Genomic DNA, 14,529 nt, shown 5'->3' on the forward strand with positions numbered 1-14,529 from the left:
ACGCACCGCAACATGGATGCTCCGAACGGGCGCACTTTCGAACAGATATTGCCAACATCGAACCTTTTACGACATGGTGACCGGGCAGGTGGTGGGGTCCTGTCCCGGTGGATCGGGCCCCCGTCACTCGCGCCGGACATTGTCGTCAGACGAGGGAGATGCCATGCGCACCGTGGGCGGGATCATCAGCAGGAAGCGCACCTGGGGCACGGCCGCAGTCGCCGCCGTCGCCCTCGTGGTGGCGATGGCGCCGGCCGCGGCGAACGGAGCAGACCTGGCCCAAGCCGGCCCGGCGCAGCAAGCCGGGCCGGCGCGGCAGACTGCGGCGGCGCCGGCTGCCGCGTCCGGCTATCTGGCGCCGACCGTCGATCCGAATCCGGACTGGGACCCGCCGGTGAACGGATACCCGGAGTGGGACAACAACATTCCGATCTACCAGGTGAACTCCGAGCCGGCTCACTCGACGTTGATGCCCTATGCCTCGCTGGATCAGGCGCTGGCCGCCGACCGGACCGATTCACCGTTTCGGGAGTCGCTGGACGGCACCTGGAAGTTCCAGCACGTCGACAAGCCGGCCGACCGTGACCTGAACTTCTTCGCGACTGACGTCGACGACAGCGGCTGGGACTCGATCGCCGTGCCCAGCAACTGGCAGCTGTCGGGCTACGACAACCCGATCTACGTCAACATCACCTACCCGTGGTGGGGCGCCAACGGTCAGAACGAGAACGCCCAGCCGCCCCGGGCGCCGAGCAAGGTGAACCCGGTCGGCCAGTACCGGCGCAACTTCGATCTGCCTGCCGACTGGGATGGCCGGACCACCTTCGTGCACTTCGAAGGGGTGAAGGCGGCCTTCTACCTCTGGGTCAACGGGGTCAAGGTCGGTTATCGCGAGGGCTCGTACACGCCGAGCGAGTTCAACTTGACCCAGTACCTGCACCCGGGCAGCAACCAGATCGCGGTCGAGGTCTACAAGTACCCGGACGGCGACTGGATGGAGGACCAGGACATGATCAGGCTGTCCGGCATCTTCCGGTCGGTCTACCTGTTCTCCACCCCGACCGTGCACCTGCGGGACTTCCGGATCGACACCACGCTGCGGGACAACTACACCAACGCCGACCTGGGCGTCACCGCGAACCTTCGCAACTACGGCGCTGCCGCGACCGGGAATTACACCGTCGAGACCCAGCTGTACGACGCCGACAAGAAACCCGTCTGGGACGCGCCACTGGCCCAGAGCCTGGACATCGCAGCGAACCCGGCCGGTCAGGACGTCTCCGGCACCGCGAGCAAACCGGTGAGTGCGCCGGCGCTCTGGTCGGCCGAGCACCCGAACCTGTACACCGCGGTTCTGCAGCTGAAGGACCCGTCCGGCGCCATCATCGAGACGATGTCGAACCGAATCGGCTTCCGCGAATTCACCATGCGGGACGGCCTGATGCAGATCAACGGCAAGCCGATCTCGTTGCGCGGCACCAACCGGCACGAGATGAGCCCGGACCACGGCACGGCGCTGACCAAGGCGGACATGATCAAGGACATCACGATCATGAAGAAGCTCAACATCAATGCCGACCGGACCTCGCACTACCCGAACAACCCGACCTGGTACGAGCTGGCCGACGAATACGGGCTGTACGTCCTGGACGAGACCAACCTGGAGACCCACGGCATCCGCGACCAGTACCCGACGTCGAACCCGGACTGGACGGCCGCCACCCTCGACCGGGCCCAACAGATGGTGCTGCGGGACAAGAACCATCCGTCGGTGATCATCTGGTCGCTGGGCAACGAGGCCGGCGGCGGCAGCAACTTCGTCAATATGCGCAACTGGATCAAGTCCTACGACTCGACCAGGATCGTGCAGTACGAGGGCGACAACCGGCCCGAGGTCAGCGACATCCGGTCGGCGATGTACGAGAGTCCGGCCAGGATCCAGCAACGGGCCGACGACCCCAACGACACCCGGCCGTACATCATGATCGAGTACGCGCACAGCATGGGGAACTCCACCGGCAACCTCGCCGACTACTGGAACGTGATCCGGCAGAACCCCGTGCTGCAGGGCGGTTTCATCTGGGACTTCGTCGACCAGGCGTTGCGCTGGAGGACGCCGGTTCGCAAGCAGATCACCGAGACCGGACCGTCGGCGTTGACCGGCGAGCTGGCCCCGGCCGCGTCCTTCGACCCGACGACCGGGCTGAACGGTTCGGCGACCTTCGGCCAGTCCGACGGCCTTGACATCAACTCCTCGCTCACCGTCGAGGCCTGGGTGACGCCGACCGCGATCGGCGGCCATCAGCCCATCCTGGCCAAGGGCGACACCCAGTACGCGCTCAAGCAGACCGACGACACGCTCGAATTCTTCATCCATGCCGGCGGTAAGTGGATCGCGGCCACCGCGGATCTGCCGGCCGACTGGGTAGGGAGCGAACACCACGTCGCCGGCGTCTTCGACGATGCGGCAAACCAGTTGCGGCTCTACATCGACGGCCTGCAGGTGGCGACCACGGACACGACCGCTGTGCCGGAGAGCAACGGTGCGCCGGTGGCCATCGGCACCGACGCCGAGAACCCCAGCCGGGTGTTCGCCGGCACCATCCGGACGGCCCGGCTGTACGACCGGGCGTTGACCGCCACAGAGCTGCAGACCGCCGATCGCACCTCGTCCGATTCCGGTGTGCAGCTGTGGTTCGACGCGCCGACCGCCCACTACGCCGAGATCCAGCCGGACCAGCCGACCTACCTGGCCTACGGCGGCGACTGGGGCGACAACCCCAACGACGGCGCGTTCTCCGGCGACGGCATCGTCAGCCCCGACCGGGTGATCGCCGGTAAGGCGATCGAGGTGAAGAAGGTCTACCAGGAGCTGAACGCCTCCGCCGGAACGAATCCGGCGGCCGGTGAGGTGAAGCTGAAGAACGAGTTCCTGTTCACCAACGCGAACGCCTACACCGGAACCTGGCGACTGACGGCTGACGGGAAGGCGGTCCAGCAGGGCACGCTGACGGCCGACCAGTTGGACGTGGCTCCCGGTGCCACCGGGCAGCTGACGATTCCGTTCACCCGGCCGGCAGATCCGGCCCCCGGCACCGAGTATCGGATCGAGCTGTCGTTCACCACCAAGGCCGACCTGCCCTGGGCGGCCGCCGGCTATGAGATCGCCGCCGACCAGATCCCGGTGGATCTCAACGCGCCCGCCGTCACCGAGCAGCCGTTGTCGGCGGTCCCCGCGGTCACCTCGCAGGACACGGCGGCGGCGGTCACCGTCACCGGCCAGGACTTTGCGCTGACCGTGGACAAGGCCACCGGGACCATCAGCTCGTACACCGCCGCCGGGGTGCAGCTGGTGAAATCCGGTCCGCAGCCGAACTTCTGGCGGGCACCGACGGACAACGACGTGGGCAACGGGCAGCCATCAAGGCAGGCGACCTGGCGTCATGCCGGTGACAACCGCACCGTCACCGGGGTCACCGTCACAAAGTTGCGCGACCGGGCGGTCACCATCGCCGTCACCGGGACGTTGCCGACGTCGACGGTCTCGACCTACACCACCACCTACACCGTGTTCGGCAACGGAGAGGTGAAGGTGGACAACGGGTTCCATCCGGGCGCCTCGACGCTGCCGTACATCCCCGAGGTCGGCATGCTGCTGTCGGTCCCCGGTGAGTTCGAGAACCTGGACTACTACGGCCGCGGGCCGCAGGAGAACATGGTCGACCGCAAGACCGGCTCGCTGATCGGGCGGTACCACTCGACCGTTGACGACCAGTGGACGCCGTACCTGCGCCCGCAGGAGAACGGCAACAAGACCGACGTCCGCTGGGTCGCGCTGACCAACGACGACGGGATCGGATTGCTGGCCGCGGCCGAGCCGCTGCCCGGTGCAGAACCGTTGGAGGTCAACGCCTCGCACTTCACCCCCGAAGACCTGTCGTCGGGAGCGCGGCACGACTACCAGCTCACGCCTCGGGATGACGTGATCCTGCGGCTGAACCTGCATCAGATGGGGGTCGGTGGCGACAACAGCTGGGGCGCCCAGACCCACGACGAGTACAAGCTCTTCCCGGACAAGGACTATCAGTACAGCTACCGGCTGCGGCCGCTGACGAACCTCGGTGCGGCGTTGGATCTGGCCCGCACCCCGACCTCGTCGGACCCGGTGCTGGCCACCAGCACCACTCTGACCGCCGTCCCGGCGTCCAAGACATACGGCTCGAAGGCCGACATCACGCTGACCGCAACGGTGACGACCGAGGACGATTCGGCGCCGACCGGCTCGGTGGAGTTCACCTCGGGGGACACGTCCTGGGGGACGGTGGTGCTGGACGCCACCGGAAGGGCGTCCGTGGCGGTCCCGCACGATCAGCCGGCCGGGTCCCCGGCGGTGGTGGCCACCTTCACTCCCGACGACCCGAAGGTTCATCACTCGTCAGCCTCGGATCCGTTGAAGGTCAGCATCTACAAGGCACTCTCGGTCACCGAGCTGACGTTGTCGGCGAAGAAGGCGGGTAAGGCCAGCACGCTGACGATGACCGCCAGGGTCGCGTCCGGAACGGTCCTGCCGGCCGTCGGCACCGTGTCGTTCAACCTGAATGGCGACAAGGTCGGCCAGGTCGAGTTGGCGCCGGGGGACAAGGGTGTGGCGAAGCAGATCGTCACCGTGCCGGCCGGGACGAAGGCCGTAGGCATCGCCACCTTCGTCCCGACCGATCCGAGCATCCAACGCTCCACCGGCCACGCGACGCTGACGGTGCGGTAACCGTCTTCTTCGGGGTACTTACTTCGTCTTCGCCCCACCACCCGTGGGTGACGAAGTCGAAGTTGGTACCCCGAGGTCGTCGCCATCGAGCTCGTTGTGCTGCGGGCGGGCGTGCTTGGGCAGCAGGAAGGTGAGCAGGAAGGAGATCGCGACCAGGCCGGCGGCCGCCCACATCGTGGCCTGGGCGGCGCCACCGAAGGCGCCGACCTGAGTACTGGCCGAGCTGTGGCCGAGGGCGCTGAAGAAGATGGTGCCCAGTGCCGCGACACCGACCGCGCCGCCGATCTGCTGCACCGCTGTCAAGGTGCCGGAGGCCGACCCGGATTCGTCGTCGTCGACGCCGGCCAGCACGATGTCGAAGAACGGCGCCATCGTCATCCCCATCCCGATGCCGACCACGAACAGCGCGGGTGCCATCGACCAGAGGCCGATGCCGGCCCCCGCCCAGCTGATGGTCAGCACGAATCCGACCATCCCGAGTGCGACCACGGTCGAGCCGATCAGCATCAGCCGACGGCCGAGTTTGGCGTTGAGTGCCTGCGCCACACCGAATCCGGCCATCATGCCGATGGCCTGTGGCAGGCCGGCCAGGCCCGCCTTCAACGGGCTGAAGCCCAATCCGTACTGCACAAAGAGGGTGAAGACCAGGCCGACGCCCATCAATGCGCTGAAGAAGGCCAGGCCGGTGAGCAGACCGCCGGTGAAGGCGCGCTTGGCGAACAGGCTCGGCACCACCAGGGTCGGGCGACCCTTGCGGTCGCGACGGATCTCCAGCACGGCAAAGGCGATGAATGCCACCACCGCACCGACCAGCATCAGGAAGCACCAGGCCGGCCAGTCGTGCTCACGGCCCTGCACCAGCGGGTACACCAACAGGAACATGCCGGCGGCCGCCAGCACCACGCCGGGCAGGTCGAGCTTCAGGGTCGGGCGCGGCCGGTTCGTCGGCAGGAACTTCTGCGCCGCCAGCACCGCGGCAAGCCCGATCGGCACGTTGATCGCGAAGATCGCCCGCCAGCCGAGGCCGAACAGGTCCGCATCGACCAGCCAGCCGGCCAGAATGGGGCCGCCGACGGCGGAAAGGCCCATGATCGGCCCGAACATGCCGAAGGCCTTCGCCACCTCCTTCGGCGGGAACACCTCCTTGATGACGCCGAGTCCCTGCGGCAGCAGCATCGCCCCGAACAGGCCCTGCAGCACTCGGCAGATCACCAGCATGCCGGGGGAGGTGGCCGAGGCGCACAGCGCCGAGAACACCGTGAAGCCGGCCATCCCGATGCTGAACATTCGCTTGCGGCCGTAGATGTCGCCGAGCCGGCCGCCGATCAGCAGCCCGGTGGCCATCGCCAGGGTGTACGCGGCGGACAGCCATTGGATCAAGGTGTCGCCACCACCGAGGTCGCGGACGATGGTCGGTCCGGCGATGGTGGTGATCAGGGCGTCGAGCAGGTCCATCACCTCGGCGGCGAGGACGACGAACAGCGCTGCCCAGCGCCAACGGTAGGGCGCGGGTTCCAGGGTGCGGCCCGGTGCGCCGGAAACAGTGGTCATGACGGTCTCCCAGAGAATCTTGACGAACGATGTTCGAGACGAACGCTGTTCCTATGACGAACACTGTTTTACAAGCGAACAGTGTTCGTGTCAAGTACAGTGTTCGTATGAGCCGTGGAAATCGATGGATCGCCGACGTCGCCCCTGGGGACGAGGGGTTTCCGTTCCCGCCCTGGCAGGCGCGCCGGCCCCAGCCGCGGCCGCGTAACCAATTGAGCCGGGAGCGGATCGTCGAGGTAGCGCTGGGCATCATCGACGCCGAGGGCACGGAGGCGGTCAGCATGCGCCGCATCGCGGCGGAGTTGGGCACCGGCGCCGCCAGTCTTTACGCCTACGTCGCGAGCAAGGAGGAAGTGCTCACGATGGTGCACGAGTCGGTGATGGCTGACCTCGAGGTTCCGCAGATGCACGGCGACGACTGGCAGGACGTCATCCGAACCTGGGCGATGCAGGTCTACCGCACCTATGCGCAGCACCAGGATCTGGCCAGGTTGAGCTTCGCCGAGATTCCCTCCGGCCCCCGGATGCTGGACATCACCGAACGGTTGCTGGATGCGATGATCACCGGCGGGGTTCCGCCGCAGATCGCCTCCTGGCTGATCGACCGACTCGCCCTGTACATCGGCGCCGATGCCTTCGAGGGCTGGCTGATGTCGAAGAAGTTCGCCGCGGCCGCCGGCAGTGATGGTCGCAGCACATACGAACACGGCCAGGACTGGATCGCCGGAATTCGCGAGTACTTCGCCGGCCTGCCGCACGAGCGATACCCGAACCTGATCGACCACGTCGCGGTGATGACGAACGGTGGCAGCGACGAGCGGTTCGAGTTCGGCCTCGAGCTGATGATCGAGGGCGTCGCCGGGATGAGTGCGCGGCGGTCGGCCGACGGCTGATCGGGAGCCGCGGCAGCTGCGGGGCGGGCGGCATCGGCGGGTGGGCCGGTCGGATCAGGCCTGCTCCCGCCCCACCCTTGCCGCCACGCTGACGAACGCATCGACCACCCGACGGACCGCCAACCGTTGCGCCCGATCGGTGCGCACCACCGCGAAAATGTAACGGCCGGACGGGATATCGAGTAGTGGCCGCAGTACGATGCCGCCGTCGGTGGGCGTGGTGAACCTCGGCAGGATCGCAATCTTCCGGCCGGCCGCCACCAACGACTCGATCAGCCGGTTGTCCCGCAGCCGCTGAGCCACCCTCGGTGCGATACCGGTCTCCCGCTCGATGGCCAGCAGCACGGTGTCGAACGGGAAGCCGGACGGCACCCCGATCCACTCCTGATCGATCAGGTCCCTCGGCCGGAGTGACTTCTGGCGGGCCAACGGGTGGGTGGCAGCCATCGCGATGTCCAGCGGCTCGCGGACCAACTGCACGGTGACGAGCCCCTCGGTGCCGGCCGGTGCCCTGCTGGTCAGGCTGTGCGCGATCACGATGTCGTGGTCGACGACCAGGCCGCCGAACTCGGCCTCGGCGATGTCGATGTCGGTGCACCGCAGCGTGATCGGGACGTCGCCGAGATCGTCGATGACGCCGGGGAGCAGGAAGGCCGCTGCGCTGGGCAGTGCCGCGATGCTCACCGGGCCACTCGGCTGCCCTCGGTAGGCATCCCAGTCCGCCCTGACCCGTTCCACCGCGGTGGCGATCTGTCGGCCGCCGTCGGCCAGTACCCGGCCGGCCTCGGTGAGCTTCAGGCCGCGTCCGGCCGGCTCGGCCAGCGGTAGGCCGAACTCCCGCTGCGCGGCCTTCAACTGCTGGGAGACGGCTGACGGGGTGCGGTGGGTGGCCCGCGCCACAGCCGTCACGCTGCCGCGGTCGGCCAGCTCGCGGAGCAATTCCAGATGCCGGACGTCCATGTAGCAAGACTACATAGTTGGTGTAGTAGATATCGATGGTGTTGAACAGTCCCGTCCTTCAGGATGGACCCATGCCTGTTCGTCACCGCCTGCTTGCGATCGCTGTCGCCGCGATGTGGGGAGTCAACTTCATCGCCATTCACGCGTCCCTGGTGCACTTCCCGCCGATGTTCCTGGTGGCCCTGCGGTTCGCGTTGATCGCCGTGCCGACGATCTTGTTCGTCTCGCGTCCGGCGGTGCCGGCGCGCTGGCTGATCGGCTACGGCATCGGGTTCGGCACCCTGCAGTTCCTGTTCCTCTACTGGGGCATGTCGGCCGGGATGCCCACCGGCCTCGCCTCGCTGGTGTTGCAGGCGTCGGCCCCGTTCACGGTGATCCTCGGTGCGACATTCCTGCGGGAACGGGTCAGCGGCCGAGCGATGGCCGGGGTGCTGCTGGCCGTCGCCGGACTGGCCGTCGTCGGCTGGCAGCGAGCCGAGAATGCCGGCGTCATACCGTTTCTGCTCACTCTCGCCGGTGCGTTCGGCTGGGCCATCGGCAACGTCTGCAGCCGGCAGGCGAAGCCACCGAATCCGCTGCACCTGACGCTCTGGATGTCGGTGATCCCGCCGGTTCCGATGCTGGCACTGGCGCTGATCGTCGAGGGTCCCGACCGGATCGGTACCTCGCTGACCACCCTCGGGGCCCCCGGTGGCGTCGGCGCCCTGGTCGGTCTTGCCTACACGGTGATCATCGGAACGGTGCTCGGTTCCGGCATCTGGACCGCGCTGATGGCCAGGCATCCGGCCGGCGTGGTGGCGCCGTTCTCGATGTTGGTGCCGGTGATCGGGATGAGCGCGGCCTGGTTGGTGCTGCACGAGTCCGTCAGTGCGGGGGAGTTGATCGGCGGCGGGGTGGTGGTGGCGGGAGTGTTGTTGGCCAGCACAGGCCGTGCCGGTGCGGGTCGGGTACCGCTCGATTCCAGCCCAGCCCGCCCGGATGTTGGCGCAGCCCGCTCTGGGTAGGGTGCCGCGGCAAGCCTCGCAACGCCACCAGTGGTTCGCAACGGAAGTTCACCCTGCGAACCACTATTTGCGTTGCGAGGCCCGGCCGTCAGCGGGCGGCGGCCCGCTCGCCAGCAGGTCGATGGAGGCGGCGCAGGAGCCGGGTGAACTCGTAGTAGAGTCTGATGTCGGTGCTCCGCCTGAACAGGCTGTCGACGGGTGAGCACCAAAACGCAGTAACGGGCTGTGGCGCAGGTTGGTAGCGCACTTGACTGGGGGTCAAGGGGTCGCAGGTTCAAATCCTGTCAGCCCGACCATGTGATGTCTCGGGACATCGGCGACACCGGACCTACGTTTTCGTAGGTCCGGTGTCGTGTTTTTGGGGTTGGTAGTCGCGGGTGGGGTCGAGGGTGAGTTGGCGGAGGATTCGGCCGGGGCGGTCTCGGCGATGGTGATGTCGAGGTGCTGGATCAGGAGTGTGACGTAGGTTCCGGCGTGGGTTCTGCCGATGCCGATGTGGCGGGGCCGGCCCGGGATGCGGAAGCCGCCGACCAGCCATGCCGATGACCTGCGACACGCAATTCCGTGTCAGGACCTGTGTCAGGGGCATGTCAGGGCGGTGTCAGCCGGTCCGTTCAAGGTTGTTCCATGACCACAACACAGAACGCAAGAACACCGCTGCGGGACCGCGATCCGGCGATCCGGGTGCGGCATTTGGAGAAGTCATACGGGGAGTTGCACGTCCTGCGCGGCGTGGACTTCGACGTCGCAACGGGCAGCATCTTCGCCCTGCTCGGCTCGAACGGAGCCGGCAAGACCACCATCGTGAGAATCCTGTCGACGTTGCTGAAGCCGGACGCCGGCACCGCCACCGTCGAGGGATTGGACGTCACCACCGACCCGACGCGGGTTCGGGAGTCGATCAGCCTGACCGGGCAGTTCGCCGCTGTCGATGAGATCCTGTCCGGCCGGGAGAACCTGGTGCTGGTCGCCAAGCTGCGGCACCTGACGAACCCCGGCGGGGTCGCCGACGATCTGCTCGCCAGGTTCAACCTGGTCGAAGCCGGCGGCCGGCGGGTGTCGACCTATTCCGGAGGCATGCGCAGGCGGCTGGACATCGCGATGAGCCTGATCGGTCGGCCGAGGGTGATCTTCCTCGACGAGCCGACCACGGGCCTGGACCCGGAGGGACGACTCGAGGTGTGGCAGGTGGTTCAGGAACTCGCGCACCAGGGCACCACCGTTCTGCTCACCACCCAGTACCTGGACGAGGCCGAGCAACTGGCCGACCGGATCGCCATCCTCCATCAGGGACACATCATCGCCAACGGCACGCTGGCCGAGCTCAAGCAACTGCTCCCGCCGGCAAAGGTCGAGTACGTCGAGAAGCAGCCCACCCTCGAAGAAATCTTCCTCACCCTCGTCGGTACCACCGGCGCGATCGACACCGTCAAGGACCAGTCATGAGCACCCATTTCGTCACGGACACGGCCACCATGCTGGGCCGCTCCATGCGTCACATCACCCGCAGCATGGACACGATCATCACCACAGCGCTCACCCCGATCGCCATGATGCTGTTGTTCGTCTACGTGTTCGGCGGCGCCATCAGCACCGACACCGACAACTACGTCGACTATCTGCTGCCGGGCATCATGCTGATGGCCATCGCCTCGGGCATCGCCTACACCGCCGTCCGGCTGTTCACCGACATGAAGAGCGGCATCTTCGAGCGGTTCCATTCCATGCCGATCGCGCGGTCGTCCGTCCTCTGGGCGCATGTGCTGACCTCGTTGGTGTCCAACCTGATCACCGTCGCGATCATCGTGCTGGTCGGTCTGCTGATGGGATTCCGGACCTCGGCCGATCTGCTGGCCTGGCTGGCCGTTGCCGGGATTCTGACCTTGTTCACACTGGCGCTGACCTGGCTGGCCATCCTGGCCGGCCTGTCGGCGAAGACCGCCGAGGGAGCCGGCGCCTTCTCGTATCCGCTGATCTTCCTGCCGTTCATCAGCTCAGCCTTCGTGCCGACGAGCACCATGCCGGGTCCCGTGCGTGCCTTCGCCGAGAACCAGCCCGTCACGTCGATCGTCAACACGATCCACAGCCTGTTCGCCGGGCAGCCGGTCGGCAACGACATCTGGATTGCGTTGGCCTGGTGCGTCGGCATTCTCGTTCTCACCTATGTGCTGGCCATGCGCGTCTACCGGCGCAAGATCAGCTGACGACCACCAACGTCACGACAGGACCGCTTCCACCAGGTCGGAGACATCGGCCGACCGGCCCTGCTGCGTCACCTCGGCGAATCGTTGTTCGCCGAGGTGACGCCGTGCCTGTTGTTCGACCCGCGCCTCGTCAGGGTTCGAGCGATCCGGTGTTCCGCGCAGCACGGCGACGGCTCCCAGCAGCCGCGCCGCCTGCTCGTGGTTCCCGGCCCGGGCGGCCTGGTCGGCAACGCCGACGAGGACCCGGGAAACGATGGTCGGCGCCATCATCCCGGCCGCCGCCCGCCAGGCGGCCAGCCGGTGGGTGCGTGCCTCGGCGAGATCCTCGGCGAGATAGCCCAGCTGCTGATGGACCATGGATTGCATGTACGGCATTGCGGCGAGTTCGCCGAGCAGCGCGGTCGCACGGTCGATCAGTCGCCGCGCCTGCTCGCGATCGCCGTCCTGCCGGGCCAGCTCTGCCTTGGCCAGTGCGATGGAGACCAGGGCGTACGGCCAGGTGACGCCCTCGGCGATCCGTTCGGCCTCGCGGACAGCGGAGGTGGCGGCGGCGGGGTCACCGTTCAGCCGGTGGACCAGGGCCTGCTGGGTCAGCATTTCGATCACGTCCTCAACCGCGCCGATCTCGGTGAGAACGTGCACGCCCTGGTCGTAACGCGCGCAGGCACCGGTGAAGTCGCCCCGCACCGCCAGCCACGCGGCCAGCTCGGACAGCGCCAGTGACATCCCGAAACGTTCGCCGATCGCGGTGAACTCCGCCAGCGCGGTCTCGAGGTCGGCCTCCACGTCCGGGCCGCCCCGGCCGAGCATGATGCGCATCTTGCCGCTCTGCCAGCGACCCATCGCCCGCACCCAGGGGTCGTCGCTGTCCCGCAGCCGCTCGAAAGCGGCCAGCCCGGCCTCCAGCCCGTGCAGCAGGCTTTCCATGGCGTCGACGAATTCCAGCAGTGGATGGTCCCGGCGCCCCTGCCGGCTGAACTGATAGGCGCGCCGGATCCACTCGGCGCCAACGGTTTCGTCACCCTGCCCCGAGGTCACGTAGAGCGCGATCATCCCGTAGGCGACGGCGCGGATGTGGTCGTCGACGTCGCCGGGCAGCTCGGTGGCAGCGGTCATCAGTTCGAGGCCCTCGGCCCGGCGGCCACCGAGCCACCAGTACCAACCGGCGGCGGCCGCCAGCCGCATCGCTGCCCGCGCATCGCCGGCCGCGATGGCCCCGCGCATCGCGGCGCTGATGTTGTCGTGATCGGCGGCCAGCACGGCCGCCCACTGCAGTTGTTCGGCGTGCCGCAGATGTGGTGCCGCGGTCTCGGTGAGATCGGTGAAGTAGGCCAGATGCGCTCGTCGGCCCTGATCGGTTTCGTCGGCCTCGGCAAGCCGTTCCGTTGCGTACTCCTTGATGATGGTGAGCATCCGGAAACGCGGTGCACCGTCGGAACCCGTGGTCAGCAAAGACTTCTCGGCCAGCGAGGTGAGCAACTCCAGTATCTCACCGGGTGGAACATCGTCGCCGGCGCACACCCATTCGGCGGCCTCCAGGCTTGCTCCACCGGCGAAGACGGCGAGTCGCCGCAACACCGCCCGCTCGGCGTCGGTCAGCAGCTCCCAACTCCAGTCGACCACCGCGCGCAGTGTCCGATGATGCGGCAACGCGGTGCGGCTGCCGCTGGTGAGCAGGCGGAAGCGGTCGTCGAGCCGCTGCGCGACCTGATCAAGGGACAGTGTGCGCAGCCGGGCCGCGGCGAGCTCGATGGCCAACGGGATCCCGTCGAGCGCACGGCAGATCTGCACCAGCGTCACCGACGTGGCGGCGTCGGTCGGAATGTTCCCGCGCACCATGCCGGCCCGGTCCCGGAGCAACTGCACGGCCGGTGAGAGCTCGATCTCGCCGGGGCCGGCGTCCGCGGCGGGGACCGCGAGCGGTTCGACCCGCCACAGCGCCTCACCGGTAATGCCGAGCGGCTCCCGGCTGGTCGCCAGGATCCGGAGGCGTCGGCACTCGCCGAGTACCCGATGGCAGAACGCCGCTGCCGCCTCGATGACGTGCTCGCAGTTGTCCAGGATCAGCAGAGCCTCCCGATCCCGGATGGCGGCGATCAGCCGGTCCGTCGGGTCCGCGTCCGGTGCCCCGCCGAGCACGGCGTCCCGCAGGCCGAGGGCGGCCAGGGTCGCCTGCGCCACCTCCGCGTGCGGACCGACGGGCGCGAGTTCCACCAGCCACGGGCCGTCCGGCAGGCCGCCGATCTGGGTGCGGGCGAATTCCGAGGCCAGCCGGGTCTTCCCCGAACCGCCAGGCCCGATCAGCGTGGTGAGTCGGTGCTCGGCGACGAGCTCGCCGACCGCGGCGATGTCGGCGTCCTTGCCGACGAAGCTGGTCAACTCGGCTCGAAGGTTCGTCTTCGGGTTCTCCTGCCGCCGCCCCAGCTCGCCCCGCAACAGTGCGACATGCAGGTCCGACAGCTCGGCTGACGGGTCCGCGCCGAGCGCGTCGGCCAGGGCTTCTCTGGTGTGCTCGTAAACGGTCAGCGCCTCGTTGTTGCGGCCGGCGGCGGCGAGCGCGCGCATCAGGGCGGCGACCAGTCGCTCCCGCATCGGCTGCGCCGCCACCAGATCGGTCAGCTCCGGGATGAGGTCGACATCGCGGCCGAGGCTGATCTCCGCATCGAACAGATCCTCCAGCGCGGTCAGTCGCAGTCCCTCGAGGCGGGTGACCGCCGCCTCGAACGCTTCACTGTCCGGCAGGCCGACGTCCTGCATGGCCGCACCACGCCACAGGGCGACGGCCGCACGCAGCCGCTCCACCCGGCCCTGACCGTCGTCGGCGCGCGCCTGCCCGAGAAGCCGTTCGAACCGGACGGCGTCGACCCGGTCGGGGTCGATGACCAGCCGGTAGCCGTCCGGCCGCCCGTCGATCAGGCCGGCCGGAAGCGCCTTTCGTAGTCGGGATGCCAAGCGCTGCAGGGCATTGGCCGCGTCGGCGGGCGGGCTCTCGCCCCAGATCCAGTCGATCAGCGTCGTCTTCGGGACCACCTGACCCGGCTCGAGTGCGAGGGCGACCAGCAACCCGCGCAGGCGGGCTCCCGGTACCTCGGGTCCGGCGTCGTCGTTCGTGCGAACCTCCAGTGGTCCCAGCAGTCCGATCCGCACCCGGC

The 14,529-nt window shown here is 67.9% G+C and carries 8 protein-coding genes and 1 tRNA gene; 6 read left to right on the plus strand and 3 right to left on the minus strand.

Annotated elements, in window-relative coordinates:
• Nucleotides 1–163 precede the first annotated feature (163 nt).
• The gene (locus K340_RS32385) at nt 164–4,765 is read left to right on the plus strand and encodes a glycoside hydrolase family 2 TIM barrel-domain containing protein (protein WP_051267199.1); all 4,602 of its coding nucleotides are present in this window, start codon (nt 164–166) and stop codon (nt 4,763–4,765) included.
• An 18-nt stretch (nt 4,766–4,783) separates the two neighbouring features.
• On the opposite strand, the gene K340_RS32390 is transcribed toward K340_RS32385, so the two are convergent.
• Nucleotides 4,784–6,316 (minus strand): MFS transporter, encoded by a 1,533-nt coding sequence (locus tag K340_RS32390; protein ID WP_084614761.1) that lies wholly within the window; start codon nt 6,314–6,316, stop codon nt 4,784–4,786.
• 107 nt (nt 6,317–6,423) lie between these two features.
• On the opposite strand from K340_RS32390, the gene K340_RS32395 reads away from it, so the two are divergent.
• Nucleotides 6,424–7,209, plus strand: a complete 786-nt coding sequence (locus tag K340_RS32395) for a TetR/AcrR family transcriptional regulator (RefSeq protein ID WP_161632162.1) — start codon at nt 6,424–6,426, stop codon at nt 7,207–7,209.
• A gap of 54 nt (nt 7,210–7,263) precedes the next feature.
• Here the strand turns inward: K340_RS32395 and K340_RS0122020 are convergent, their stop codons facing one another.
• Nucleotides 7,264–8,169, minus strand: coding sequence for a LysR family transcriptional regulator (locus K340_RS0122020; protein ID WP_029138277.1), 906 nt, complete (start codon nt 8,167–8,169; stop codon nt 7,264–7,266).
• 71 nt (nt 8,170–8,240) lie between these two features.
• Here K340_RS0122020 and K340_RS32400 point away from each other — a divergent pair, with 71 nt between their 5' ends.
• The 4 genes from K340_RS32400 to K340_RS0122045 all read left to right on the plus strand — a co-directional run bounded on the left by K340_RS32400 (nt 8,241) and on the right by K340_RS0122045 (nt 11,377).
• Nucleotides 8,241–9,173, plus strand: a complete 933-nt coding sequence (locus tag K340_RS32400; protein ID WP_051267202.1) for an EamA family transporter — start codon at nt 8,241–8,243, stop codon at nt 9,171–9,173.
• 219 nt (nt 9,174–9,392) lie between these two features.
• Nucleotides 9,393–9,469, plus strand: a tRNA-Pro gene (locus K340_RS0122030).
• A 331-nt stretch (nt 9,470–9,800) separates the two neighbouring features.
• On the plus strand, nt 9,801–10,619 hold the full coding sequence (locus K340_RS0122040) for an ABC transporter ATP-binding protein (protein ID WP_051267205.1): 819 nt from the start codon (nt 9,801–9,803) through the stop codon (nt 10,617–10,619).
• Nucleotides 10,616–11,377, plus strand: coding sequence for an ABC transporter permease (locus K340_RS0122045; RefSeq protein ID WP_029138279.1), 762 nt, complete (start codon nt 10,616–10,618; stop codon nt 11,375–11,377). Before K340_RS0122040 ends, K340_RS0122045 begins: the two co-directional genes overlap by 4 nt.
• A 12-nt stretch (nt 11,378–11,389) precedes the next feature.
• Here the strand turns inward: K340_RS0122045 and K340_RS0122050 are convergent, their stop codons facing one another.
• Nucleotides 11,390–14,524, minus strand: a complete 3,135-nt coding sequence (locus K340_RS0122050) for a BTAD domain-containing putative transcriptional regulator (RefSeq protein ID WP_029138280.1) — start codon at nt 14,522–14,524, stop codon at nt 11,390–11,392.
• Nucleotides 14,525–14,529: the final 5 nt, after the last annotated feature.

It is taken from the genome of Nakamurella lactea DSM 19367 (genome assembly GCF_000426645.1).
GTDB classification, from domain to species: domain Bacteria; phylum Actinomycetota; class Actinomycetes; order Mycobacteriales; family Nakamurellaceae; genus Nakamurella; species Nakamurella lactea.

Excerpts from the sequence above, each read along its gene's own strand:
- K340_RS32385 (WP_051267199.1), top strand. The coding sequence starts at position 164 with ATGCGCACCGTGGGCGGGATCATCAGCAGGAAGCGCACCTGGGGCACG.
- K340_RS32390 (WP_084614761.1), bottom strand. The coding sequence starts at position 6,316 with ATGACCACTGTTTCCGGCGCACCGGGCCGCACCCTGGAACCCGCGCCC.
- K340_RS32395 (WP_161632162.1), top strand. The coding sequence starts at position 6,424 with ATGAGCCGTGGAAATCGATGGATCGCCGACGTCGCCCCTGGGGACGAG.
- K340_RS0122020 (WP_029138277.1), bottom strand. The coding sequence starts at position 8,169 with ATGGACGTCCGGCATCTGGAATTGCTCCGCGAGCTGGCCGACCGCGGC.
- K340_RS32400 (WP_051267202.1), top strand. The coding sequence starts at position 8,241 with ATGCCTGTTCGTCACCGCCTGCTTGCGATCGCTGTCGCCGCGATGTGG.
- K340_RS0122040 (WP_051267205.1), top strand. The coding sequence starts at position 9,801 with ATGACCACAACACAGAACGCAAGAACACCGCTGCGGGACCGCGATCCG.
- K340_RS0122045 (WP_029138279.1), top strand. The coding sequence starts at position 10,616 with ATGAGCACCCATTTCGTCACGGACACGGCCACCATGCTGGGCCGCTCC.